The organism is Bradyrhizobium commune (assembly GCF_015624505.1).
GTDB classification, from domain to species: domain Bacteria; phylum Pseudomonadota; class Alphaproteobacteria; order Rhizobiales; family Xanthobacteraceae; genus Bradyrhizobium; species Bradyrhizobium commune.
The window spans coordinates 1,586,864-1,609,097 of record NZ_CP061379.1 but is presented as its reverse complement, the minus strand read 5'-3'; the positions used below and the strand labels follow the sequence as shown (position 1 = coordinate 1,609,097).

23 protein-coding genes are annotated in these 22,234 nt (G+C 64.0%); 2 read left to right on the top strand and 21 right to left on the bottom strand.

Going from position 1 to position 22,234, the window contains the following annotated elements; translation table 11 throughout:
• Positions 1-41: 41 nt before the first annotated feature.
• Complete coding sequence (locus tag IC761_RS07650; protein ID WP_246791554.1) at positions 42-1,268, bottom strand: MFS transporter; 1,227 nt, start codon at positions 1,266-1,268, stop codon at positions 42-44.
• Between the two features lie 548 nt (positions 1,269-1,816).
• Here IC761_RS07650 and IC761_RS07645 point away from each other — a divergent pair.
• Positions 1,817-2,395, top strand: coding sequence for a MarR family winged helix-turn-helix transcriptional regulator (locus tag IC761_RS07645; protein WP_195802654.1), 579 nt, complete (start codon positions 1,817-1,819; stop codon positions 2,393-2,395).
• 13 nt (positions 2,396-2,408) lie between these two features.
• Here IC761_RS07645 and IC761_RS07640 read toward each other — a convergent pair whose 3' ends face one another.
• Positions 2,409-3,350 (bottom strand): hypothetical protein, encoded by a 942-nt coding sequence (locus IC761_RS07640; RefSeq protein WP_195802653.1) that lies wholly within the window; start codon positions 3,348-3,350, stop codon positions 2,409-2,411.
• An 809-nt stretch (positions 3,351-4,159) separates the two neighbouring features.
• Here IC761_RS07640 and IC761_RS07635 point away from each other — a divergent pair.
• Entirely contained in the window at positions 4,160-4,930 is a 771-nt protein-coding gene (locus IC761_RS07635) for a response regulator transcription factor (protein WP_195804581.1), read from the top strand.
• A 105-nt stretch (positions 4,931-5,035) separates the two neighbouring features.
• Here IC761_RS07635 and IC761_RS07630 read toward each other — a convergent pair whose 3' ends face one another.
• The 19 genes from IC761_RS07630 to fliF all read right to left on the bottom strand — a co-directional run bounded on the left by IC761_RS07630 (position 5,036) and on the right by fliF (position 22,040).
• Positions 5,036-5,494, bottom strand: a complete 459-nt coding sequence (locus IC761_RS07630) for a hypothetical protein (RefSeq protein ID WP_195802652.1) — start codon at positions 5,492-5,494, stop codon at positions 5,036-5,038.
• Positions 5,491-6,015: a flagellar biosynthesis protein FlgN gene (locus IC761_RS07625; protein WP_195802651.1), complete on the bottom strand. Its 525-nt coding sequence runs from the start codon at positions 6,013-6,015 to the stop codon at positions 5,491-5,493. Before IC761_RS07625 ends, IC761_RS07630 begins: the two co-directional genes overlap by 4 nt.
• A 43-nt stretch (positions 6,016-6,058) precedes the next feature.
• Complete coding sequence (locus IC761_RS07620; protein WP_195802650.1) at positions 6,059-6,541, bottom strand: rod-binding protein; 483 nt, start codon at positions 6,539-6,541, stop codon at positions 6,059-6,061.
• Positions 6,538-6,957, bottom strand: a complete 420-nt coding sequence (locus IC761_RS07615) for a hypothetical protein (RefSeq protein ID WP_195802649.1) — start codon at positions 6,955-6,957, stop codon at positions 6,538-6,540. The genes IC761_RS07620 and IC761_RS07615 overlap by 4 nt, the downstream gene beginning before the upstream one ends.
• A 6-nt stretch (positions 6,958-6,963) precedes the next feature.
• Positions 6,964-7,716 carry a flagellar biosynthesis protein FliR gene (gene fliR, locus IC761_RS07610; RefSeq protein WP_195802648.1) on the bottom strand — a complete coding sequence of 251 codons (753 nt, stop codon included), beginning with the start codon at positions 7,714-7,716 and terminating at the stop codon, positions 6,964-6,966.
• Positions 7,713-9,794 (bottom strand): flagellar biosynthesis protein FlhA, encoded by a 2,082-nt coding sequence (flhA, locus tag IC761_RS07605; protein WP_195802647.1) that lies wholly within the window; start codon positions 9,792-9,794, stop codon positions 7,713-7,715. Before flhA ends, fliR begins: the two co-directional genes overlap by 4 nt.
• Positions 9,795-9,872: 78 nt before the next feature.
• The gene (fliQ, locus tag IC761_RS07600) at positions 9,873-10,139 is read right to left on the bottom strand and encodes a flagellar biosynthesis protein FliQ (protein WP_195802646.1); all 267 of its coding nucleotides are present in this window, start codon (positions 10,137-10,139) and stop codon (positions 9,873-9,875) included.
• Between the two features lie 3 nt (positions 10,140-10,142).
• A complete protein-coding gene (gene flgD, locus IC761_RS07595; protein ID WP_195802645.1) occupies positions 10,143-10,556 on the bottom strand; it encodes a flagellar hook assembly protein FlgD in 414 nt (137 codons plus the stop codon).
• Positions 10,557-10,570: 14 nt separating this feature from the next.
• Entirely contained in the window at positions 10,571-10,984 is a 414-nt protein-coding gene (flbT, locus tag IC761_RS07590; RefSeq protein WP_195802644.1) for a flagellar biosynthesis repressor FlbT, read from the bottom strand.
• On the bottom strand, positions 10,984-11,328 hold the full coding sequence (flaF, locus tag IC761_RS07585; protein WP_195802643.1) for a flagellar biosynthesis regulator FlaF: 345 nt from the start codon (positions 11,326-11,328) through the stop codon (positions 10,984-10,986). The genes flbT and flaF overlap by 1 nt, the downstream gene beginning before the upstream one ends.
• 52 nt (positions 11,329-11,380) lie before the next feature.
• Entirely contained in the window at positions 11,381-12,427 is a 1,047-nt protein-coding gene (locus IC761_RS07580; RefSeq protein WP_195802642.1) for a flagellar hook-associated family protein, read from the bottom strand.
• Positions 12,424-13,905 (bottom strand): flagellar hook-associated protein FlgK, encoded by a 1,482-nt coding sequence (flgK, locus tag IC761_RS07575; RefSeq protein WP_195802641.1) that lies wholly within the window; start codon positions 13,903-13,905, stop codon positions 12,424-12,426. Before flgK ends, IC761_RS07580 begins: the two co-directional genes overlap by 4 nt.
• A gap of 46 nt (positions 13,906-13,951) precedes the next feature.
• Positions 13,952-15,190 (bottom strand): flagellar hook protein FlgE, encoded by a 1,239-nt coding sequence (locus IC761_RS07570; RefSeq protein WP_195802640.1) that lies wholly within the window; start codon positions 15,188-15,190, stop codon positions 13,952-13,954.
• Positions 15,191-15,312: 122 nt separating this feature from the next.
• Complete coding sequence (locus IC761_RS07565) at positions 15,313-15,894, bottom strand: transglycosylase SLT domain-containing protein (RefSeq protein WP_195802639.1); 582 nt, start codon at positions 15,892-15,894, stop codon at positions 15,313-15,315.
• On the bottom strand, positions 15,845-17,236 hold the full coding sequence (gene fliK / locus IC761_RS07560) for a flagellar hook-length control protein FliK (RefSeq protein WP_195802638.1): 1,392 nt from the start codon (positions 17,234-17,236) through the stop codon (positions 15,845-15,847). Before fliK ends, IC761_RS07565 begins: the two co-directional genes overlap by 50 nt.
• Positions 17,233-18,414 carry a chemotaxis protein gene (locus IC761_RS07555; protein ID WP_195802637.1) on the bottom strand — a complete coding sequence of 394 codons (1,182 nt, stop codon included), beginning with the start codon at positions 18,412-18,414 and terminating at the stop codon, positions 17,233-17,235. The genes fliK and IC761_RS07555 overlap by 4 nt, the downstream gene beginning before the upstream one ends.
• Complete coding sequence (locus IC761_RS07550) at positions 18,411-19,730, bottom strand: MotB family protein (protein ID WP_195802636.1); 1,320 nt, start codon at positions 19,728-19,730, stop codon at positions 18,411-18,413. Before IC761_RS07550 ends, IC761_RS07555 begins: the two co-directional genes overlap by 4 nt.
• Positions 19,731-19,737: 7 nt before the next feature.
• A complete protein-coding gene (locus IC761_RS07545) occupies positions 19,738-20,418 on the bottom strand; it encodes a hypothetical protein (protein ID WP_195802635.1) in 681 nt (226 codons plus the stop codon).
• Complete coding sequence (gene fliF, locus IC761_RS07540; protein WP_195802634.1) at positions 20,415-22,040, bottom strand: flagellar basal-body MS-ring/collar protein FliF; 1,626 nt, start codon at positions 22,038-22,040, stop codon at positions 20,415-20,417. Before fliF ends, IC761_RS07545 begins: the two co-directional genes overlap by 4 nt.
• Positions 22,041-22,234 lie beyond the last annotated feature (194 nt).

The window sequence follows — 22,234 nt, the reverse complement described above, 5'->3', positions numbered from 1 at the left end:
CGGCGAAACGCAAATCACCAGCCTGCGAGCTTTCGCCGCGGTCAGGACTTGCCCGGGTGCTTTTTCATCGGCGCGGTCTCAGGCATCAGGCTCATGGCGACAAGTCCGACAATGGCCGCAAGCAGCAAGTACCAGGCCGGCGCCAGCGGATCGCCGGTGACATGGAGCAGCCAGGTGACCACGAGCTGCGCGGTTCCGCCGAAGCTTGCAATCGCAACCGCGTAGACGGTCGCGAACACGCCGCCACGGATGTTCTGGGGCAGCGCCTCGGTGAAGGTCGCATAGAACGCCGTGAACGGCAGCGAGCCGATCGCCGAGAGGACGCCGAAGCCGACCAGCAGCGACAGCGCGCCGGGCGCGTGGACGATCCACAGGAAAGCCGGATAGGTCAATAGCAGCGTGATCAGCTGCGGCCAGATCATCACCGGCTTGCGGCCGAGGCGATCGGCGAGCCAGCCGCCGAACAGCGCGCCGACGAATTGAATCCCGTTGCTGACCAGCGACACGGCAAAGGCCAGTGTCGAGGACACATGCAGCGTATTCTGGGCATAGGTCGTCATATATTGCGTGACATAGGTCGAAATCGTACCGCTGGCCAAAATCATCAGCGCCAGCGCGATGAGCCCGATATGGCGACGTGCCTGCGAAAGGTGATTTGTTCGGTACTCGGCAGGAGCAGCTGCCTCCCCCTGCGGGATCGTCTCCGGCAGCGTCCGGCGCATCCACAATCCGAACGGCATGCAGACCGCCCCGAGCAGGAATGCCACCCGCCAGCCATAAGAATCCAGCATCTCCGGGGCCATCGTCTTGCTCAGGATGACGCCGACGAGCGCGCCCGCTGTCGCGGCAATCTCCTGGCTCGCGGGCTGCCATGCGACCACCAGCGCCCGGTGCTCAGGTGGAGCGATCTCGATCAGATAGGCGGTGGTCGGACCGACCTCGCCGCCGAGCGCAAAACCCTGTGCCATGCGCGCCGCGATCACAATGATCGGGGCGGCAATGCCAATCGCATTGTAGGACGGCGTGAGCGAGATAGTCAGGATCGCGGCGCCCATTAGCGCAAAGCTCAAAAGCATGGCGGGCCGCCGGCCGATCCGGTCGGAATAGATGCCGAGCACGACGCCGCCGATCGGCCGCGTGACGAAGCCGGCGCCGAAGGTCGCCAGCGACAGCATCAGGCTGCCGTATTCGCTTCCGGTCGGGAAGAAGGTATGGCCGATCTGGATGGCGAAGAAGCTGTAGGTGATGAAGTCGTAGAATTCGAGCATGTTGCCGACGGTGGCGGCCAATGCTGCGCGTTTGACGTTGAACGGCTCTACATGCTCTGCTCCCGACAACACCCTGGCCTTCCCCGGTTCGATTGTGTGCCAGATTTAACCGCGCGGCCGCCTTGCGTCGCAACATCCATTAACCGAAAAAGCCGGTTATCCGACCACTTATTGCGCTGTCGCGCGTTGCCGGCAATCCGCGCTTTCGCGCAATTCGAAACGTTTTGCAGCAACATCCGGCTCGATCGTGGCCGCAACGACACATGATGTTGCCCAGGCATCGCACAGCGCCCGCGATTTGCGCGTGGGCCAACGCCATTTGACTGAAATTTTCGGAAGAGTTGAGCCGTGCAATTTACTCGAACTTTCTTCGTGGCGCTCTAGTTCCACTGCCGAAAGTTCCATCTCCAGAACGGAGAGGCGTCTTCCAAGACGCGGCACGTGTTTCCGCTTCGAGCGCAAGAACGCTCGAGTGCTCCATTCTGACCCGCATCGATTGCGCTACCAAGGACTCAATTGAATAAAGCTTTATCCGATCTGGCATCGAAATGAATTTGGCTCGCGAAGCGATTGAATTGTTGGGACAGGTGGCGCGGATCCTTTGGTTCGAAGGCACCAAGCATGGCATGCGCGATCGCGAGTGGATGGCGCTCCGCTTCCTCTCCCGCGCCAACCGGTTTTCCCGAACGCCCTCGGCGCTGGCAAGCTATGTCGGCACCACGCGTGGCACCGCCTCGTTCATCATCGGTGAGCTCGAGCGGCTCGGTTATCTGGAGCGGAAGCGCTCGGCCAAAGACAAGCGCTCGGTGATGCTGAGCGTGACGCAGCAGGGCAAGAAGTTTCTGGCACGCGATCCCGTCAACGCGCTGGTCGACGCCATCGCCGTTCTCGATGACGACGGCAAGATCCGCTTTCGCGATACGCTGCGGCACGTGCTCGACCAGGCGGACGCCGCCGAGCAGCGCCACCATACCGACGTCTGCAAGCGATGCATCTTCCTCCGGGAGGACCGCACCTCGTCCGAGAGCAAGACGACGGTCGAGTTCACCTGCCGCCTGTTTCGCGCGCCGATCGCGGAAGCCGAGATCGAGCTGCTATGCACCAGCTTCGAACATCACCGCCAATAGAACTGTCCATCGATCACGGCGCCCCCTTGCGCGGCGAATAGACGACGCCGCCGCTGGTTTCCACCACGAGACGACCATTCTCGTTTCTGATCTCCTCGATGCGGCCGAGGCTCGGCACCTGCTGCCCCAGCACAGCCTCGACGACGCCGTTCGGGCCTTGCAGGATCGCAATGCCCTCATAGGCTTGGCGGACCGACCAGCCCTTGACCGCCTTTCGCGGCGCCGACGAGCGTTCGGCCGGAGGCAACGAGCCGGTGACCTCGGGCGCGGCGAGCGAGGCCATCATCGGCATCGCTGGCGACGGCGATTGCGCGGCGACGGTTGCCGGCGCCGGGGTCTGCGCTTGCGCAAGCTTGTCGAGCTTCGCCGTCGAGGATGAGCTGACCCGCTCGATGCGATCGAGATTCTCGGCGAACCGACCGAAACGATCGCTGGTCGCCTTGCTCGACTGATCGACCGCGGTCCGCAATCCGTCGAGGTTTTCGGACACGCCGGACAGTTGCTTGCGCAGCTGCGCGACCGTCTCGCGCAGATTCCTGATCTCGGCATTGGCCGCGACATTGGTCTGGCTCGGCTGCGTGGTGAGATAGGCGATCACGCCGGTGCAGGCGCAGACCACCAGAACTGCGGCGACCGCCAGCGTGGCAAGCGGCGCGACCCAGGTCGGACGGGGCGGCGGCGGCTTGGCGACAATCACGGCGGGCTTGATCACGACCGGCGCAGGCTTTGGTATCGCCATCTTGTCGGCGCGCGCCTTGGCACGAATGCGTTTCAAACCCTCGAGCGCTTCCTTTGCGAGGGCTTCGTCGCTCGCCGCGCCCGATGCAGGCTTCGGCTTCGTAGCTGGCTTGGCCGCGCGCGCCGCATTGTCCTTTGTATCATGCACCTGCGGAGCCGGTTTCGCCGCAGAGATGTCCGCAGTCTCGTTGGGACGAGCTTTTGCATCGGACAACATGTGAAATGCTCCGTTCGTTTCGATCTGTCGAACGAAGCTAGTTGCCGAAGCTTGTCCGAAACGTGCGCGTCAAAACTTTTTCACGCACGATGCGGCGTTGAATGAGTCCGATGCGTCGTACACGCGGCGAGAGTGCGACTCGAAAGACACACACTCGCCAAGATTTCGCCAAGCTGGAGTCGTCTCGCCATACATGAGTCGAATTGTCGCATGTGGGTGCGCGGCCAGGAGAGTCAATCCGGGGTTGAAAACCCCTCCATGCGCCTGACCCGCGACACTACCCAAAATGGCTGTGTTTCTACGGGCCTGCGGAACTTTATAACCGCCACGGTGCAAAACTAGTTTGAATAAAATCAACTGGTGCGCTTGCTCACATCAAGAAACAACCGGGAACAAACCAATAGCATCAAGCAGACGTAGCAAACGCTTTGTTCCGCACGCTTGATCGGAAATCGGCAATTGTTACGGTCATCTCAAGTGATTCTCGCCAGTTGGCGAGGAGATCGACAAAGTTCAGGTGTGTTCGGAGCGATGAGCAACGTAGCGCAACTGTTCTAGGCCGCTTTCTCAATCCGCTCCGCGAGGTGATCCGTAAGAACACCCGCCGGGCTTCACGCAGTAAGCGTTCAGTGTCGAGTCGAAGTAACAGGCCTGCACACCGCAGGCACTGAATGCGTAGGGCTGCCCGCGAATATCGAAACCATAACAACGGTTCGCGGGAAGGAATGTCGTCAAACAGCACGTTGCCGAGCCGGGGCATCACAACAATCAGCCGGCCGCAACAAGTGCGAAACAGGGGCGAAGAACTGATGTATATTATCGTTGATGATCGCGAGAGCGTCACGAACAGCTACGTAGGAGCGCTCGTTCGCGAAGGTGTATCGTCGATCGGATTCACCTCCGGGGAATTCTGGGACTGGCTGCAATCCGCGAGCGAAGCGGACCTGGCAGCGGTCGACGCCTTCCTTCTGGGGGACTGCGATGCCCGCGGAAGCCTGCCGCGAGCAATGCGCAAGCGCTCGGCGGCTCCCATCATCGCCATGAGCGGCCAGAAGATGCTCAAGAACACTCTGGAGCTCTTCGAATCGGGCGTGGACGACGTGGTTCACGTGCCGATCCATCTTCGCGAGATCCTGGCGCGGACGGCGGCGATCGCACGCCGCAGGGTCGGCGACCTGCCGAGGCCCTGCGAGACCCGGATCCAGGTCTTCTTCAACGGGCGCGACCCCGAGATCGCGGGCCACGCCCTCACGCTGCCCCGCCGCGAACTGCGCATCCTCGAATATATGGTCGCCAACCACGGCAAGTGGATCACCAAGACGCAGATCTTCAACGCGGTCTACGGCATCTTCGAATCGACGTTCGACGAGAGCGTGATCGAGAGCCACGTCAGCAAGCTGCGCAAGAAGCTGCGCGACCGCCTCGGCTTCGACGCGATCGTGGCCCGGCGCTATGTCGGATACCGGCTCAACATCCCGGCCGGCGAGACCATCGACGTGCCGATGCAGGAGCTCGACGAGGTCGGCATCCTCCTGAACCGGACGCATACCGCCCCGGCGGCCTACCCGGCAGGCAACTGAGGCGCGAAAGCCGCAACGACTACCGGCCTCTGCGAGAAATATCCTGCAGAGGCCGGATTGTTCTCGGAGGCCGGAAAGTCACAATGCCAGCGTCGCGCCGTCCTGTCACTGCTTCTGCTGGAATTCGTCCTTCGAGACGTAATTGAAATCCTCGACCAGGACGTCCTGGACGATGTCGGCCTGCATGCGCTCGTTGACGTGCTGCTTGATGGAAGCTGTGAGGACGGTGAGGTCGTAGCGGGCAAGCTTCCTGAAGTCGAGACGATCATCCGCATAGATCCTGCGGAAGGCTTCGTCCACGACGAACGGCTCCGGCGGAACGGTGAGCTGGTGCATGGTCCGCGCCTCGACGGTGTAGACGAAGCGCGCGACGATGTAGCCCTGCACGCTGCCGTTCTCGACCATCGGCACGCTCAGCGGCCGCGTCTTCTGGTATTGCAGCCCGTCGAGATATTCGTCCTTCGCCGGCAGCAGGCTGCCGTTTTCCTTCCAATAGGCCACGGCATAGCTCGTGCCCGCGGTGAGGATGCATACCCAAAGCCCGGCCAGCACCAATCTGATCATTTTCCGTCCTTCGCTGCGCGGCCGGTATAGGTGCCGTCCGACTCGGCGTCCTTCATCGCCTTGACGATGATGGCGGCAACTTCGCGAACCGCGTCGTAGTGCATTTCGAGAATGGAGCGGTTTCGCTCGAGCTTCTCGCGCAGCCGCTGGATCTCCGCGGTGATCTCGGCCTCACCGCCGAGATGCATCCGTGCCCGCATCAGGCGAACGAATTCCAGCATGCTCCGGCTCTTGCGCATGCTGAAATCGTCGAAATCGATCTTCTTTCCGGTCGCGAGCGCGACGGTTTCTTCCTCGACGATATCCTCGAGCCGGCGTACGGCCGACAGCAAGCCGCGCACCTCGTCCGACAGCGCTGCTTCCGGCCTTGCCGCCTCAGCGCCATCGGTGATCATGTCGCTGCCGACATTCGGCAGGAGCACGGGCAACAGCGCATCGCCCGGCGCGGCCTCCGCCGTCGCCTCGGTAGTCACGACCGGCTGCTCCATCGCCAAAGCTGTTGCGCGTTCTTCTAGCTGCATAGGAAATTCACCCCTCGACCTTCGTCACCCATCTCCAAAACCATCAGTCGGCCTTCCCCGTCACGTCCGGACCCGCCGGATGCGCCGCAGCGAGCTGCTTGGCGATACCGATCCCCTTGCCCTTCGCCAGCTGGTTGCCGAGCTGCTCGGCCAGCATCGATTTCCAGATGCCGCCGGCGGTGCCCTTGCCGAAGACGTCCTCTGATTCCTTCGGCAGCATGGTCTCGACGAAGGTCTGGAGAATGAACGCCTCGAACTTGCGGTACACCTCGTCCGCGCCGGGCTTCTTGATCACCTGCACCGGCGCCCCGTACACCGCCCCCGATTGAGCCTCAGCCACCGTCGTCCCGGATTGATCGGCGGCCGCCGCAGTGGCGGCCTTGCTCGCCTCGGCGTCCATCGTGGCGGCAAAATCGGCGTCCGACGATTTCAGCGCGTCGAGCTTTGCGGTCGCCGCGCGCTGTGTCACGGGATCGGCTGCGTCCAGAACGTCGAGAACGAGGTCGGGCGTCGCTGTCACGATCATGTCTTGTTCCGGTTGGCTGCCCGAGGCGTGAAGTCGCGCACGGCGGGAAGTATCCCGGTCATCTCCTCGAGCGCGCGCTTCTCCGCGTCGCGAAGCTTGTCGGCGAGCGCCGCCTTCGCGACCTCCTCAAGCTGCTTCAGGCGCCGGCTCTCGGAGCGGACCTGGTCGAGCTGCTGCGAAGCCTGCTCCCGCACGGCCCGCGCGCCGATGCTCGCTCTGTTGAGACGCCGTGCGATCGAATCGCTCGACGATCCCGCCGGCGGCGTCCCTTCGTTCAAGGTTCCGACCAGCCACGATTGCTCATCCTGCAAGGTCTGCTCCTGCTGCCGCAAATACGCGAGCTGCCATTCGGACAGCCGGAGCTGGAGCTTCACAAGCGACACGATCCGGCCGAGCTTGTCCGCGCGCGAGGTCATGATCGATCATTCCGCCAGCCACGACGACAGGCCGATCATGAACTGCGTCAGCAGCTCGTCGCTGGTGAGGTAGAGCAGCATGAAGCCGCCGAACAGGACGAAGGGCACCGAGATGAAATAGACCGGTATTGCCGGCGTCAGCTTGTTGATCAGGCCGACCGCAAAATTGACGATGACGGAATAGACGATGAAGGGGCTTGTGATCCGCAGCGTCAGCACGAACGCCTCCGCAAGGCGGCTCGAAAGCTGGTTCAGCGCCATCTCGCCGCTCAACTTTTCGCCGGGATGCCAGACCTCGTAGGAGTTCATCAGGCCGCGCAGCACCTGCCAGTGCTGGTCTGTCATGAAGAACAGCGTGGTGACGGCCACCATGATCAACGGCACCAGGGCCGGCGCCGAGTCAGTGTCGCCGACCGGCGTCCCCGGGATGTTGCTGAGCCCGATCGCGCTCGCCATCACGGTTGCCATGGTCTGGAGCGCGAGAAAGAACACGCGCCCGCCGAGGCCGATGACGCTGCCGACCAGGATCTCGGTGCCGATCAAGAGCGCAAGCGTCAGCGGCGGCGCGGTATCCACGAGCGGCTTGAGCATCGCGAGCAGGATCGGCGTGAGCGCGAAGGTCGTGACAAGCGCGATGAACAGGCGGATCTGGGGCGGAATGTTGACGCTGGAATAGCCGGGCACCAGCATCATGCAGGCGCCGATGCGGCAGAACACGATGAAGGTCGCAAGGACGCTGTCGGCGAGGCCGCTGATCACGATATGGCTCCGAGCGCGCGGATCTCGGCACAGCGCGCGACCTCGACATGCGACAGGATCGGCAAGGTCGGGAACACCCGCTCCAGGATCATGCGGACATAGGGGCGCGACTCCGGCGTCACCGCCAGCACCACGCTGGTGCCGTCGTCGGTGAATTTGCGGATCGCGGCGCTGGCTTCGGTCGCGAACTGCTCGATCAGCCTCGGGTCGGCATCGAACTCGACGACATCGCCCTTGGCGTCGCGCTTCAGGCTCTGGTGGAAGGCGAGATCCCAGCGATTGCCGAGACGGACGACATTGAGCACGCCGTTGTCGGACAGGTCGCCGCAGATCTGCTGGGCGAGACGCATCCGCACGTGCTCGGCGACCTGCTCGGAGCGCCGGACATGGGGCGCGACCTCGGCGATCGCCTCGAGAATCAGATGAAGGTTGCGGATCGACACGCGCTCGGCCAGCAGGATCTTCAGGATCGCCAGCAGGCCCGAATAGGAGATCTGCGACGGACAGAGATCGTCGACCAGGCGCTTGTATTCGGGCTCGAGCCGGTCGAGCAGGCCACGCATGTCCTTGTAGGACAGCAGCTGGGCGAGGTTCGCCCTGACTACTTCGCTCAAATGCGTGAGCAGCACCGACAGATTGTCGACGGGCTTACAGCCCTGCCGCTTGACCTCGTCAGTGAAGGCTTCGGTCACCCAGAGTGCCTTCATGCCGAAGGCGGGCTCGATCACCTCGTCGCCGGGCACGTCAGGCTTGCCGTCCTTGTCCACCAGCACCATCACCTCGCCGAGCCTGAGCTCGCCATGGGCGACGCGCGTATCGTGGATCCGGATCTGGTAGCCCTTGGGGTCGATCGACAGATTGTCCGACAGCTTGATCTCGGGAATCACGAAACCGTATTGCTTGGCGAACTTCTTGCGGATCTTGCCGACGCGGTGCGCCAGCTCGGTGCGCGAGCCCAGCAGATGGACCGACAAATGGCCGCCGAGCGAAAGCTCGATCTCAGCGGTCTTGAGCGATTCCTTGACCGATTCCTTGGCTTCGGCCTGCGCCCGCTCCTCCGCCCTGCGTGCATCTTCCTTCTGCTTCGCGGCCGCTTGCCGCCTCGGCAGCGAGTAGCCGACGAAAGCCATGACGCCACCCAGCAGCACGAACGGCGCCATCGGCAGTCCCGGCATCAAAGCGAGCACGAACATCATGAGAGCGGCAGCCGACACCGCGCGCGGATAGCCGCCGAGCTGCCGCAGCACCGCCTGCTCGGCCGAGCCCCGGGTGCCGCCTTTGGACACTAGCAGACCCGCCGACAGCGACACGATCAGCGCCGGCATCTGCGTCACCAGGCCGTCACCGACCGAGAGCTTGGTGTAGACGTCAGCGGCGCGCGACAGCGTCAGCCCGTGATGGGTGACGCCGATGACAATGCCGCCGAAAATGTTGATCGCGGTGATGATCAGGCCGGCGATGGCATCGCCGCGAACGAATTTCGAGGCACCGTCCATCGCGCCGAAGAAGGCACTCTCCTCCTCGAGCTCGCGACGCCGGCGCTGGGCTTCCTTGTCGTCGATCAGGCCCGCGGAGAGATCCGCGTCGATCGCCATCTGCTTGCCGGGAATGGCGTCGAGCGTAAAGCGCGCGCCGACCTCCGCGATGCGGGTCGCGCCCTTGGTGATCACGACGAAATTCACCGTGACCAGGATCGCGAAGATGATCAGGCCGATGACGAAGTCGCCACCCATCACGAATTTGGAGAACCCGGCGACGACATGGCCGGCGGCGGTCTCTCCCTCGCCGCCGCGCGACAGGATCAAACGGGTGGTCGCGACGTTCAGCGCCAGCCGCAGGATCGTCGCGATCAGCAGCACGGTCGGGAAGGCGGAGAAATCGAGCGGCCGCTGGATCCACAGCGCGACCATGAGAATGAGCGCCGACAGCGCGATCGAGAAGGCGAGGCCGAGATCGATCAGGATCGGCGGAATCGGCAGGAACAGGATCGTGAGCATGGTCACGATGCCGCCCGCGAAGAAGGCGTCCGCCCCGAGGCGTCGCGGGTTTGGCAGGCTAGCAGCTAACGTATCGGCCATGGGTCACCGGCAGCAGATTCCGGACCGCAATCTGCCGTGCAAAGCTTACGCGGGGGTGGTGGCCGCAAGCTTGGCCGATCAGAAGCCGTGCTCGATCCGCGAATAGACCATCTCGGTGAAGGTGGAGATATGCGCGCCGATGAAGGAGCCGGAGACGGCGACGACCAGGAGAATGACGATGATCTTCGGAACGAAGGTCAGCGTCACCTCTTGGATCTGGGTCAGGGCCTGGATCAGCGCGATGATGGTACCGACCAGCATCGCTGCGCCAACCGCCGGTCCGCAGGCGACGATGATGGTCCAGATCGCCGCCTGGACGATGTCGAGGGCGTCCCGCTCGTTCATGACCTAGCTGAGCGTGAGGCCGGGGCCGACGGCAACCTTGGTGCCGTCCTCGAGGGTCGCCACCGAGCCGTCGCTGTTGATGGAGACCGAGGCGATCTTGCCGGTGAAGGTCGCGCCGGTCGAGTCGGTGAAGCTGACGTTGTGCCCGATCAGCCCATCTGCCTGCGTCAACGCCTGCGACGAGAGCAGCGAATCGAGCTTCGAATTGGTCAATGTCGCCTGCTCGACGGTAGAGAGCTGCGCGAACTGGCTCATATATTGCGATGTGTCCATCGGATTGGTCGGGTCCTGGTTCTTCATCTCGGCGATGAGGAGCTGGAGGAACGTGTTGTAGTCAACGCTGTTGCTCGACGTGGTCGAGGTGGATGAGGTCGACGAGGTCGAACTAGTGGTGTCGGTCGCGCTGGTGACGTTCATGTGCCTCTCCGCTGTCAGGCAGCCTCGAATGGGGAATTGGTGATGGTGGTGCCAGCCAGGATCGCCTGCTCCACCGGGAACAGCGCCCGGATCCGCTTGAGCGCCTCGAAGTAGCGGGTCGCGCCGACCATTTCGTCGATCGCGGCGAGCCCGTCCAGCATCTCTCGATTCTCGCACACCGCGAGCAGGGCCGCGTGGTGCTGCTCGTAGAGCGCGGCGGCAGCATCGACGTCCGTCGGGTTCATCAGCATGAGCTGGACGATGAAGTAGAGCTGCCGCATCGCCGTGTTGGCGTCGGAGGCCTGCATCACCTGACCTTCGAGCAGGAACATCACGTCGTTGACGAGCTCGACGGAGACCTTGCGGTCGACGCGGAGCACCGCACCGTTGATGTAGATCCGTTCTCCAGCTCGTAACGATACCTTCATCAGAGAGCGTCTCGGATCAGGCGGTTGATTTCGATGAGCTGCATCACGTCGTTCGACCTCTCGTCACGAAGGCGATCCGCTTCCTTGACGACCCACAGGCCGATCGAGATGATGTCGGCGCGCAGCTTGTCGGGCAATCCGTTGTCCGGATGTGCCAGGTCCTCGATGAAGATCGTCCACAGCCGCCGGACGTAAAGCAGGCTCTGGATCAGGTCCTCGAGGCTGAAAGGCCCTCTCTGGAGCCGCTCCAGCCGGTCGATGCCGAGGCTCAACGCCTGCCGCTCGCGCCCCCGCGCCTCCTGGCCGCTTTCTTCAACGACCGCTTCGTAGGCTTCAAAAGTCATCCGGACCACTCTGCGCAGGAAACTGAAATGAGAAGGCGACCGCCACCGAGGCTCAGAGATAATTGATGAGGCTGATCTTCTGGAGCTGCGAGGTGAGCGCCAGCGCCGTCTGGATCTGGGTCTGCAAGGTGTTGACGCGCACCGAGGCCTCAGCCGGATCAACCTGCTCCATGCCGACGATCTGCTTGTTCAGAATGTCCTTCTGGGTGTTGAGCTTGTCCGTCGCGCTGGTGATCCGCTGCTGCACCGCGCCGACGCTGCCGCCGAGCACCGCGAGATCGTTGATCCCACCGCTGACCAGGCTGATGGCCTTGTCTACCACTGTCTGGAAAGTCGCCTGGCTCATGTTCGTATTACCGAGATCGGTAAGCATCGTGTAGGCCTCGGCCAGCTTGCGGAAGCCGGGCTCGTTGGCGCTTACCGAGCTATCGACGACCTCGGTCGTCGATATACGGCTCGTCAGCGTCTGGTCGGTCGCCGACGACCAGTTGGTGTTCCAGGCCGGGCTCGCGAATTCGGCATCGAAGGTGGTGTTGAGGAAGCTCTGCATCTGCGCAGGCGCAATGCTGCTGACGCTGGCCGAGGACTGCGAGAAACCGAAGGTCGAGAGGAAATCGGAATCGACCTGGTTCTTGTTGGCGGAGCCGGCGGCGTAGTTCGTGATCGGCGCATTTTGCGTATTGATGCCGGCGAACAAATACGACCCGTTGTAGGAAACGTTGAGTGCGCCAATCAGGTCCTGGAGGTTGGCAGATGCGCTCGGCAGGATGATCCGCGCTCCACTGTCGGCGTCGCGGGCCGCGATCAGGTTCTTCAGGAAGTCCTGCGCAGTCGTACCGAGCTGGGTGATCCGGTTCTGGGTCACGTCCAGACGTCCCGAGACGAGCCCGTTGGTGTCGATGAGCTGATCGGCGAAGCTCAGGTCGGCCCGCAGGCTGACGTCGCTGCCCGTCGAGGCGCCAAGTTCGAGGCCGACATCGGCGAAGCGGCCGGTGGTCGCCTCCGTCGAGGCCTTGCTCAGCGCGCTCTGGTTGCTCGTGATCGAGTACCTCAATGACGAAGACAGCATCAGGGTGGAAATGTAGTTCGCGCTCATCATGACGTCGTTCCCACGGCAGCCAGCAAGGTGTTCAACATGTTGTCGACGGTCGAGATCAGCTTCGACGACGCCGAATAGGTGCGCTCGACCTGGAGCATGAGGGACATCTCGTCGTCCATGTTGACGCCGTTGACGTTGGACAGCGCCGAGGTGCTGCGATCGAGCAGCGTGCTCTGATAGGTGGAGTTGTCGTTGGCGGTCTTGCGCTGGTTCTCGATCCAGCTCGCCGATGACGATGCGAAGTCGATCACGCTGCCGCTGGGCTTGCCCTGCGCTGCCGGATCGAAGGTCTGCGACGCATCGATGTTGGTGATGAGCTGCTGAAGCCTCGTCGAGTAGCCGGCGTCGCCTGCGCCGTTGTACTGGTAGGCGACGTTGCCGCTGATCGCGCCGTCGCGCAGCAGATTGGGGTTACCGCCCGAGGCCGGATCGACGGAAGCCGCAACCGAGATGGTACCGGCGAGACCGACCGACACGGTGGCGCCCGCGGGTATCGCCGGCGCGCCCGGATAGGTGAAGAGACCGGGAACGTCGGGCAGCGCCGCGCCGGACTGATCGCTTTCCTTGAAGGCGTCGATCAGGCCGCGCGCGATCTCGTCCAGCTGGCTCTGATAGGTAACCGTGTCGGTGTCGCGCAATTCGGCGAGGCCGGCGAGCTTGCCGGACTTGATCGGCATCACGGAGTTGGCGCCGGTCACCGGGACGCCGTCAATGATGACCGCATTTCCCGTGGTGCCCGCCGTATAGGCGTTGGTCGTCGTGAAGCTCACCGTCCGCGCCGTCTTGTCGAACAGCACGACACCGCTGTCGGTGTAGAGCGCGGCATCGCCATTGGTGCGGATCGACATCGTGACGCCGACCTCCTGCGATAGCTTCGAGACGATGCTGTCGCGCTGGTCGAGGTAGTCGGTCACGTCGTCGCCGGTGATCGTTCCCTTCACGATCGCCGTATTGACGGTCTGGAACTGGGTGAGAAGCTGGTTGATGTTGGCGACCGAGGTCGCCATGTCGGCATCCGCACCTTCTCGGACCGACTGCACGGTCTGGGTCGCCTGATTGAGCGACGTCGCCATGTCCTTTGCCGACGACACCGCGGCCTGCGCCAAGGTCGCGTTGTCGGGGGCGTTGGCGAACTGCTGAAGTGCTTCTTTCAGTGCGTTGAGCTGCGCGGTCGGCGACTGATCGAGCTCCGGATCGTCCACCGTGGAAGCGGCGATCTTCTGGAGACCGTCATAGATCGCGCTCTGCTTGGCCGAACCGGAGGTCGCGGTCAGGACGTTGTTGTAGAGGCCCGAGCTCGCCGCCCGCTGGATCGCCGCGACATAGACGCCTGCGCCGGGGAGATTGTCCAGCACGGTGATCTTGCGCGAATAGCCGGCCGTGCTGGCTCCAGCGATATTGCGCGAGACGACCGACGACTGGACGCCCGACGCCATGAGCGAGGCGCGGGCGGAGTCGAGAGCGGAGGTAAGGGACATGGCGTGCTCTTGAACGTTCTCTTGCCCGGGATCGGCGCTTGCGGATTCAGCGCTTCAGGTTAACGACGACGTCGAGCAGGTCGGCGCCGGTCTGGAACGCCTTCGAGTTCGCGGTGAAGCTGCGCTGCGACTCGATCATCGAGGTCAGCTCGTCCGCGAGATCGACGTTGGAATCCTCCAGCGCGCCCGACTGGATGGTCCCGAGACCGTTCTTGCCAGCGACGTCGACCTGCACGGTTCCCGAATCCAGGTTCGTCGAATAGACGTTGCCGACTTCGGGCGTCAGATGATCCGGGCTCGGCACGGTGGCGAGCGCGATCTGGTAGCTCGGCAGCTGCGTTCCGTTCTCCAGGACGGCGGTGACCACGCCGTTCTTGTCGATGTTCACCTTCTCGACGGCTGACGGCGCATTGCCGTCGACCGTCGCCTTGAAGTCGAAGGCCGAGGCGACCTGCGTCATCGCAGACATGTCCATCGTGAAGGCCGAGCCGCCGGGAATGTTGAAGGCAAGCGACGTCGGGCTGGTCGTGGCCAGCGCACCCTTACCGACGGCCGTGACGTCGAAGGTGAACGTGGTCGCGGCCGAAGGACCGGTCGTCAGCGCAGTTGCACCATTGTAGACTTCGATGTCCCAGGTGTTGGCGGCGGTCTTTGCGGCGTAGACGTCGAGGGTCACGGCGTTGCCGATATTGTCGTAGGTCACCATCGACGTCTTCGAGGTGTAGTTGCCTGGACCAGCCGCAGCCGCCGGCGTGGCGACAATCGCGGCACTCGGATCCAGATTGGCCGCCACGGTCGCCTTGGTCGAAGGCGAGGCCTGGAGCCCCATCTGATTGACGTTGATGACCTGCAGATTGCCGAAGCCGTTGGCGGCAACGACGGGCGCGGCACCGTTCTGGATGTTGTAGCCCATCAACTGAAAGCCCGCCGCATTCACCAGGTTGCCCGTGCTGTCAGGCACGAACGAACCGGCGCGGGTCAGGAAGTTGTTGCCCTGCGGGTCCTGCACGACGAAGAAGCCGTTGCCCTGAACCGCGAGGTCCGTGGTCGAGGTCGTGAACTGGAGATTGCCGGCATCGGAGATGGCGTAGCGAACGGTCGTCTCGACGGCACCGGAATCGTAGTTGCCCGAACCGCTCTTCAGGATCAGCGAGGAGAACTCGGTCGAAGCCCGCTTGTACCCGGTCGTGTTGACGTTCGCGATGTTGTCCGAAACCGTCGACAGCTTGTTGGACTGTGCAGACATTCCGGAAACGCCGGTGCGCATAACTCCGAACAGGCTCATGGATTGGGCTCCTTAGGTAGGTTGCATTGACAATGAGGGGTCTTGCTTGCGCGGGGCTGATGATCGTCGACGATTCACAACTTCATGTCGCCTCTTCGGTTCGTCATGTCGGGTCATCTCTCTCAGCTCATCTTGGGCTGACAGAAGGAGCGCGCCTTGTCGGTCCACGCGCCGAAGCCGCTGGACACCAGGTGAGCGACGATGTGACAGACGTAGCGCTTCTGCGCCGGCTGATTGTTGGGGCCGGCGTTGTAGCGCGCCACCGCCATGGTCCAGCTGCCTTCGCGCTGCTTCAGCTCCTTGAGAAAGCGCGCGGCATAGTCGACGTTCTTGGCCGGGTCGAACATCGCCCGCACCGAGGCGAATTTGTCGCCGTGATAGTAATGGTTGATCTGCATGCAGCCGAGATCGATCAGCTTGATGCCTCTGGCTCGCATCGCCTCGAAATTCGCCATGGCGTCGTCCGTATCCCTGGCGAACACGGTCTGCCCCTCCGCGCCGAGAGCATAGGGATAGAGCGCGCCGCGGCGCCCGGTCTCGGTCAGGCCGACGGCATAGAGAATGCCGAGCGGAATCCCGTGTTGCTGGGAGGCGCGCGCCATCTCGCGCTCGCAGGCGCGCGACGAGTCGGCGGCCGCCTCTGCGGCCCCGGCATTACAGATAAACAGGGCCGCGACGAGTCTGCGGCGCCACGTCCTGGTCATGGCGTGCCTCCTGGTTTGGCTGCTGGTCCTGCCGGGCCTGCCTCGCTCCGCTGTCCGATTGACCGGACGACGAGCCCGCGCCGCCGAACGCGCCTTGCGATTGCGGTGATTGCTGTTGCTGGCCCGAGAGCTGCGGCTGCGACTGGCCGGAGCCGGCCTGGAATCCATCCAGCGCGCCGTGCTGCACCGGCGCGACGTCGGCGACATAGCCCGCCGACTGCATGAGGTCGCGGATCTGGTCGCGCTGCTGGTCCAGCATCTGGCTGGTGTCCTTGCGTTCGGCGGCAAGCTGGACCGACACCTCGGTGCCGACGAGGCGAAGGCGCACCGTGACATTGCCGAGCGCCGGCGGCTCGAGATTGATGGTCAGAATCTTGAGCGGCTGGTCCGGCGCACTGCTCTGCGACGCCGCGAGATCGGCCGCAGCCGATGACGCTGTCGCTGGCGAACCGTTCAGCTCTGTCACTACCGCGTTTGCGACCTGCTGGGTCGCGCTGAACTGCGGCACGGGCGGCAGATGCGTCTCCTGCTGGACCACGGTAACCTTGGTCGCTTCAGGCAAGGCGTCGCGCGACGACGATTTTGCGGCCCGCTCCACGTTCGCCGTAACGGCTTCGTAGCCGGACGTGGCAGGCATTGCTTTCGACGGAGCCTCGCTTCCCGGCTGCGAAGTCGCTGCGGCCTGCGGATCCGCCATTGCCTGCAAGGCCGTGGCCGGCGAACGTGCTCCGGAAGGCGCCGCAGGGGACGGGGCGGCAGCGAACGAGGCGACCGCGGTTGGAGCTGCGGCGGATCGAACGACATCCGCAGCGGCTGCCTGCTCCGCCGATGTGCTCCGGACCTCGCGCCTCGGCGCAGACGATCGCCCGTCGCGTCCAGGCTCCTCGTTGTTGCTGCCTGACGGCGATTGCGGTTGCGGCCTCAACGCCGGCAGCGCGGCGAGCTCCTGCCCGACGATCGTTGTTACGTTCAAGCGGCTCGGCACGTCTGCCGTTGCCGCCTTGTCAATCGGACTGTCCGGCGACTTGTCCGATGATTTGGCGTCATCGGCCGCCTCGGTGCGCTCATGCACGGTTTCATCCTTCGACGTGTCGCGATCGGTCAATTGCGCCACGCGCGGGCGCATTGTACCGGCCTTTGCCGTCGCATCGGTGCCCTGATCGTTCAACGCCCGCTTCGCCATGTTCGAGACGGTGTTGAGCAGATCGTGAAACGAGGAATCGTCCGCCGTCGTGGCGCTGGCAGCTCCGGTACCCTTCGCCGGACGGGAGACTCCGCGCGTGAGGGTTTCGGCGAGGCCTGCGAAGGACTGTCCGGAGGAGGTTCCGCTAAGTTTGGTCATGGGCGGCGATCCTTGGTGAGGAGCTCCAGCTCGCCAAGCTGCGTCTGCGCGCGTGCGAGCGCCGCGGTCGACGACGCGAGATCGAGACGCGCCGGCGTGGGCGGAGGCTTGTCGGCTGCGACGATCGTCGGCGGCCCCGCGATCGGTTTTCGGACATCGAGCGCGAGCTGGAGAGTCGCATTCAGGAGCAGGACATCGCGCTCCGGCAGCTTCGACCTGTCGAGCGCCTTCAGCTCGGCGAGCCCACCGTCATACTCGTCGGTGAGCGCGCGTGAGGCGCCGCGCAAGAAACGCGCGCGCTCGCGCTCCGCCGTGATGTCCGCGCTGAGCGTCAAAGCCCGCTCGGCTGCGAGTCGCGTCACGGCGAGCCGGCCGCGTATCAGCGCGGCGCGCGCGATCACCAGATAGAGCTTGAGGCGGCTGCCGCGATCGATCTGCTCCAGCAGAACCGTGATCCTTGCGAAGCGACGATCGTCCAACGCGAGGCTCGATTGCGTCAGCCCAGTGGAGAAGCGCTGCCAGAAATCGCCGGCATAGATGGAGTTGCGATAGTGGCGGATATAGGCCAGCGTCAGGAACTCGAACTTGTCGAAATCCTCCGCCTGCCCCACCAGCAGGATCTCACGCCGCAACGCCGCTTCCTCCACCAGAGTGCCGGGCAGAAGCAGGCGCGCGTCGTCGAGACGCTCGATCGCGAGCGAGGCTTCCGAACGTGCAAACAGTGCGCCCTGCACAAGCGCGACCTGTCCGCCCATGCCGGACGAGATCGCGCGCGGCTTGATGTCCTTGAGCAGCTCGCGCGCATCATCCTGGCGGCCCTCGACATAGGCGAGCGCGCCGTCGAACAGCTTTGCGTCGACATTCATCTTGTCGCGCGGCAGCCTGCGGACGATCTGCGGCGCACCGCCGCTGAGCAGATAGATGACGACGGCCTGGCCGTTCTGCGGATTGCTCCACACGGAGGGATCGGCGGCGAGAAATTTCTCGCCGATCTGCCGGATCAGCGCGATGTGACTGCCATGCGCCGCGGTATCGCCCTTGGCGATGCCGTCCTGCACGGCCTGTAACGAGCGCACCAGCTCATACGGATCGGCGGACGATTGCGCCGGTTCGGCAGAAGCGCCTGCCACCGCGAACGGCAATATCAGCAGCGCGGCCCGGAGCAGCGGCCGGATCAAGGGCGCTTCTCCCGGATCAGGATCTCGATGCGGCGGTTCTGCGCAGCCGCGGGATCGCTCGGCAGTTTTGGCCGCCGGTCGGCATAGCCCTCGACATGCTCGATCCGCTGCGCATCGACGCCGGAGCGGACAAGCATGTAATAGGCCATCTGTGCACGCGCCGTGGACAACCGCCAATTGTCGTAGGTGTCCGACTTGTAGGGCCGGTTATCGGTATGGCCACGAACGATGATCGTGCCCGGACGCTTCGTCAGCAGCGGGCCGATCTTGTCGATGACGCGAATGAGCTCGGGGCGCGGCTCGGCCGAGCCGACCGCGAACATGCCAAAGCTTGCATCGTCCGTCAGGCTGACGAGAAGGCCTTCGTCGACCTGGCGGACCTCGGCCACCGGACCGGCACCGGCCTTGATATCCGACAGCGCATCGGCAATCGCCGATTGAAGCTGCTTGACGGTCGGTTGTTGCGTCTGGGCTGCGTCGCGCGGCTGGGATTCCTTCGGAGCGTCAGCGGGACGCGTCGGTGACGCGGCGTTGGCCTGAAAGTTGGCTTGCGTGTTCGGCTGAACGCTGCCGTCGCGCGCAGGCGACGACGGCGGCGGTCCCGGCGGCAACAGCGGCGACTGGCTTGCGGACGATGCGTCCGCGTTGGAAGCCACGCTGCCTCCGGCATCATCCGTCTTGCCGCGACGCGGCTCGCCCTGATTTGTTCCGGCTGCGCTATCGCGCGCGGACGCATTCGGCTTCGGTTCGCCCTCCATGATCCGGTCCGCTTCCTTGGAAGCTTCCGGGGCGAGCTTCCAGTAGCCGGGATCGAACGGATCGCGATAAGCGTCGCCGCCCTTGAGGCCGTCTTCCTCCGCCGACGTCAAGGCGCCGGCGCGCCGCTGGCCCGAGGCCTGGTTTGCGCTGGCCGCGATCTCGGCGAGCGTGGCATAGGGATCGCGGAACAGAACCTTCTCTTCGAAGAATGGCGGCTTCTCGGCGGTTGGCGAATCGCCGCGGCGTTCCTCGTTCGGCCCGGCCGGCTGACGCTTGCCGTCCTGGCCTTCGAACGTCGTCGGCTCCTTCTTGGTGAGATCCTTGAGCCCCTTGGGCGCGGGTGCGTTCTCGGCAAGCTTGATCGGATTGAAGTAGCTCGCGACGACCTGCTTCTGGTCCTGGTTGAGTGCATTTAACAGCCACATAACCAGGAAGAACGCCATCATCGCCGTCATGAAGTCCGCATAGGCGATCTTCCAGACGCCGCCGTGCGCCTTCTCGTCCTCGAATGCGCTCCGCCGACGGATGATGACGAGCTCGTGCTTGACTTCCTCCATGGCGCAGCTACCGGCGCGCCTCTTTCAGGCGATCGATCCAGGTCGATATCTGCGTCTCGATCGTGGTCTGATCGGCGAGGACGCGAACCTCGACGGTGTCGGAGGCCTGGTATTCGATCCCGGTGCGGTTGGTCGCATCGAGCTGCGCCTTGACCAGGTCGATGAGATCGCTCGGTCCGGTGACGCGAAACACCGGCACCGGTGAATTGGAAGTCAACGCGCCGATTTGCTCGACCAATGCTCCGATCGCCTTGTCGCGGACTGCGTCTGCGAGGAACGGCAGCAGGATCCGTGCAACCGAGCTTGCGATGTTGCTCTCGATCTCGCGGCAGGCTGTCGCGAAACCGTTGACGATCGCGACCGCCTGCTGGTCCGACCATTTGGCCCGCTCCTCGCCGAGCCGGATCGCGCTGCGGACACGCTCTTCCGCGAGCTTGGCATCGCCTTCCGCCAGCCCTGCGGTATAGCCGCGCCGATAGGCGTCATCGAGGAGATTGACCGGCGCGGCTTCCGCCTTCGGGGCCTGAAGCTGCGGCTCGGGCTGACGCTGAGGCTGCGCCTGAGGCTCGCGCCGGACCTCCTTCGGCCGCCCCAGCTGCTCCTGAGCCTTGGGCGGCGGAGGCGGAGGCGACTTGGCCCGGCCATTCGCGTCGAACTGGGTGAGAAGCTTTCCGATTGCCGCGTTCATGCCGCCTCCTCACGCCGCATCCAATCCTTGAGGATTGCGGCCGCCTGCATCTGGTCGAGTCGAACGATCTGCTCAAGCCGCTTCTGCGGCGTACGCTGCATCTTGCCTTCGAGGTCTTCGACCAGGTTGAGTTCGGGGTCCTGGCTCTCGGCCAATGCAAGGGCGGTGGCAGCTTCGAGCTCGGCGGCCTCGGCCGCCTCGGTCTGCTCCTGCTGCGCGCGATGGGTGAGGATGCCGTTGACCGCGGGTCGCAAGCCGAACCAGACCAGCATCGAGGCGACAGCCAGGATCGTCACCGCGTTGATAACGCTGCCCAGCTGCTTGTTGATCATTTCGACGAAGCTGATCGGCGGCACCGGCGCGAGCTCGCGCGAGCCCTCGACGAAATCGACGGCCGTCACCTGGATCTGGTCGCCGCGCGTCTTGTCCAGCCCGCCGGCGGTCGCCGCGAGCTGGCTGATCTCGGCGAGCTTGCTGTCGATGATGGCCTGGTTACTCTTGTCGCCGAGATCGGCAACCAGCCGCGCGCGATTGACCAGCACGGCAATGAAAAGCTTCTTGACCGAATAGCCGTCGCTCACCGTGGTCGTCGTCTTGGAGGAGACCTCGAAATTGGTGACGTCCTCGCGGCGGGTCTTGTCCTCGCTTGAATTCTTGCCGCCGCCGGCGTTCACCTGCTGGTCCGGAAGGTTCTGCTGCACCGTGGTCGGCGTCGAGCGGTCCGCGTTCTGCGACTTCTCGTTTTCGCGGACGTTGCGGACCGAGCGCTCGGCGCGGGTCTCCGGATCGTAGACCGTCTCGTTGATCTGCCGCTTGTCGGTTGACAGCTGCGGCGCGACACTGACCTCGAAATTGTCGAGCCCCAGATAAGGCGTCAGCGCCTTGCGAATGTTCTCCTGCACCATCCCGCCGACCGTCTTCTGGAGGCTTGCCATCTTGGTCGGCGCGGCACTGGCCTCGTCTTCTTCGGCCAGCAGCATCGAGCCATCGGCGTCCAGCACCGTCACCTTGTCTCGCGTCATGCCGGGAATGGCGGCGGCGACGAGATGGCGGATCGATTGCGCCGTGCGCGCCTCGAGCGCGCCATCGGTACGCAGCACCACGGAGGCCGACGGCGGCTGCTGCGTGGCGCGGAACGAGCCGCGCACCGGCATCACGATGTGCACCCGCGCGGCCTTGACGCCCTTCATCAATTGAACGGTGCGCGCGATCTCGCCCTCGAGCGCGCGAAGCTTCGTGACCTCCTGCATGAACGAGGTCAGTCCGAGCGATCCGATCTTATCGAACAGCTCGTAGCCGGAATTGGCGCTGGTCGGCAGTCCCTTCTCGGCCAGCAGCATCCGCGCCTGCATGGTCTGGCTCGGCCGCACCGAAACGGCATCGCCTGCCGCGTTGACGTCGAAGGTGATGTTCTGCTCACGCAGCGCCGCACCGATGCGCGTCACGTCTTCACGGGTGAGGCCGGTATAGAGGGTTTCGAATTCGGGCCGGCTCAGATAATAGGCACCACCGACGACGGTGACGAGGACGGCGAAGCCAATCAGACCCAAGGCCATCAGACGTCGCGGCCCAAGTTCCAGCAGATTGTTGAGCAGCTGCTGTAGCTGCGCGCGACTGAGCATGTGACCTCGTACCAATGCGAACGATGAGGACACTCCGCTGCGAACCTTGTCTGAAGGTTGCGGCGGAACACGGTCGCGTCAGTTCGCGCACGGGGCGTTGCTATTTTGCATGAGATGGGAAGCGGACGAGCGAGCAGCGCCGAACGTGATCGCGGACTGGGATCTGCAATCGACGACATGTCGCGCGAAGCCCG

Coding starts and splice junctions, on each gene's coding strand:
- IC761_RS07650 (WP_246791554.1), bottom strand. CDS start 1,268: ATGCTCGAATTCTACGACTTCATCACCTACAGCTTCTTCGCCATCCAG.
- flgD (WP_195802645.1), bottom strand. CDS start 10,556: ATGAACGTCACCAGCGCGACCGACACCACTAGTTCGACCTCGTCGACC.
- fliF (WP_195802634.1), bottom strand. CDS start 22,040: ATGCTCAGTCGCGCGCAGCTACAGCAGCTGCTCAACAATCTGCTGGAA.
- IC761_RS07550 (WP_195802636.1), bottom strand. CDS start 19,730: ATGGAGGAAGTCAAGCACGAGCTCGTCATCATCCGTCGGCGGAGCGCA.
- IC761_RS07625 (WP_195802651.1), bottom strand. CDS start 6,015: ATGCAGCTAGAAGAACGCGCAACAGCTTTGGCGATGGAGCAGCCGGTC.
- IC761_RS07635 (WP_195804581.1), top strand. CDS start 4,160: ATGTATATTATCGTTGATGATCGCGAGAGCGTCACGAACAGCTACGTA.
- flaF (WP_195802643.1), bottom strand. CDS start 11,328: ATGACTTTTGAAGCCTACGAAGCGGTCGTTGAAGAAAGCGGCCAGGAG.
- IC761_RS07570 (WP_195802640.1), bottom strand. CDS start 15,190: ATGAGCCTGTTCGGAGTTATGCGCACCGGCGTTTCCGGAATGTCTGCA.
- IC761_RS07640 (WP_195802653.1), bottom strand. CDS start 3,350: ATGTTGTCCGATGCAAAAGCTCGTCCCAACGAGACTGCGGACATCTCT.
- flhA (WP_195802647.1), bottom strand. CDS start 9,794: ATGGCCGATACGTTAGCTGCTAGCCTGCCAAACCCGCGACGCCTCGGG.
- IC761_RS07630 (WP_195802652.1), bottom strand. CDS start 5,494: ATGATCAGATTGGTGCTGGCCGGGCTTTGGGTATGCATCCTCACCGCG.
- flgK (WP_195802641.1), bottom strand. CDS start 13,905: ATGTCCCTTACCTCCGCTCTCGACTCCGCCCGCGCCTCGCTCATGGCG.
- flbT (WP_195802644.1), bottom strand. CDS start 10,984: ATGAAGGTATCGTTACGAGCTGGAGAACGGATCTACATCAACGGTGCG.
- fliK (WP_195802638.1), bottom strand. CDS start 17,236: ATGACCAAACTTAGCGGAACCTCCTCCGGACAGTCCTTCGCAGGCCTC.
- IC761_RS07565 (WP_195802639.1), bottom strand. CDS start 15,894: ATGACCAGGACGTGGCGCCGCAGACTCGTCGCGGCCCTGTTTATCTGT.
- IC761_RS07545 (WP_195802635.1), bottom strand. CDS start 20,418: ATGAACGCGGCAATCGGAAAGCTTCTCACCCAGTTCGACGCGAATGGC.
- fliQ (WP_195802646.1), bottom strand. CDS start 10,139: ATGAACGAGCGGGACGCCCTCGACATCGTCCAGGCGGCGATCTGGACC.
- IC761_RS07615 (WP_195802649.1), bottom strand. CDS start 6,957: ATGACCTCGCGCGCGGACAAGCTCGGCCGGATCGTGTCGCTTGTGAAG.
- IC761_RS07620 (WP_195802650.1), bottom strand. CDS start 6,541: ATGATCGTGACAGCGACGCCCGACCTCGTTCTCGACGTTCTGGACGCA.
- IC761_RS07580 (WP_195802642.1), bottom strand. CDS start 12,427: ATGATGAGCGCGAACTACATTTCCACCCTGATGCTGTCTTCGTCATTG.
- IC761_RS07645 (WP_195802654.1), top strand. CDS start 1,817: ATGAATTTGGCTCGCGAAGCGATTGAATTGTTGGGACAGGTGGCGCGG.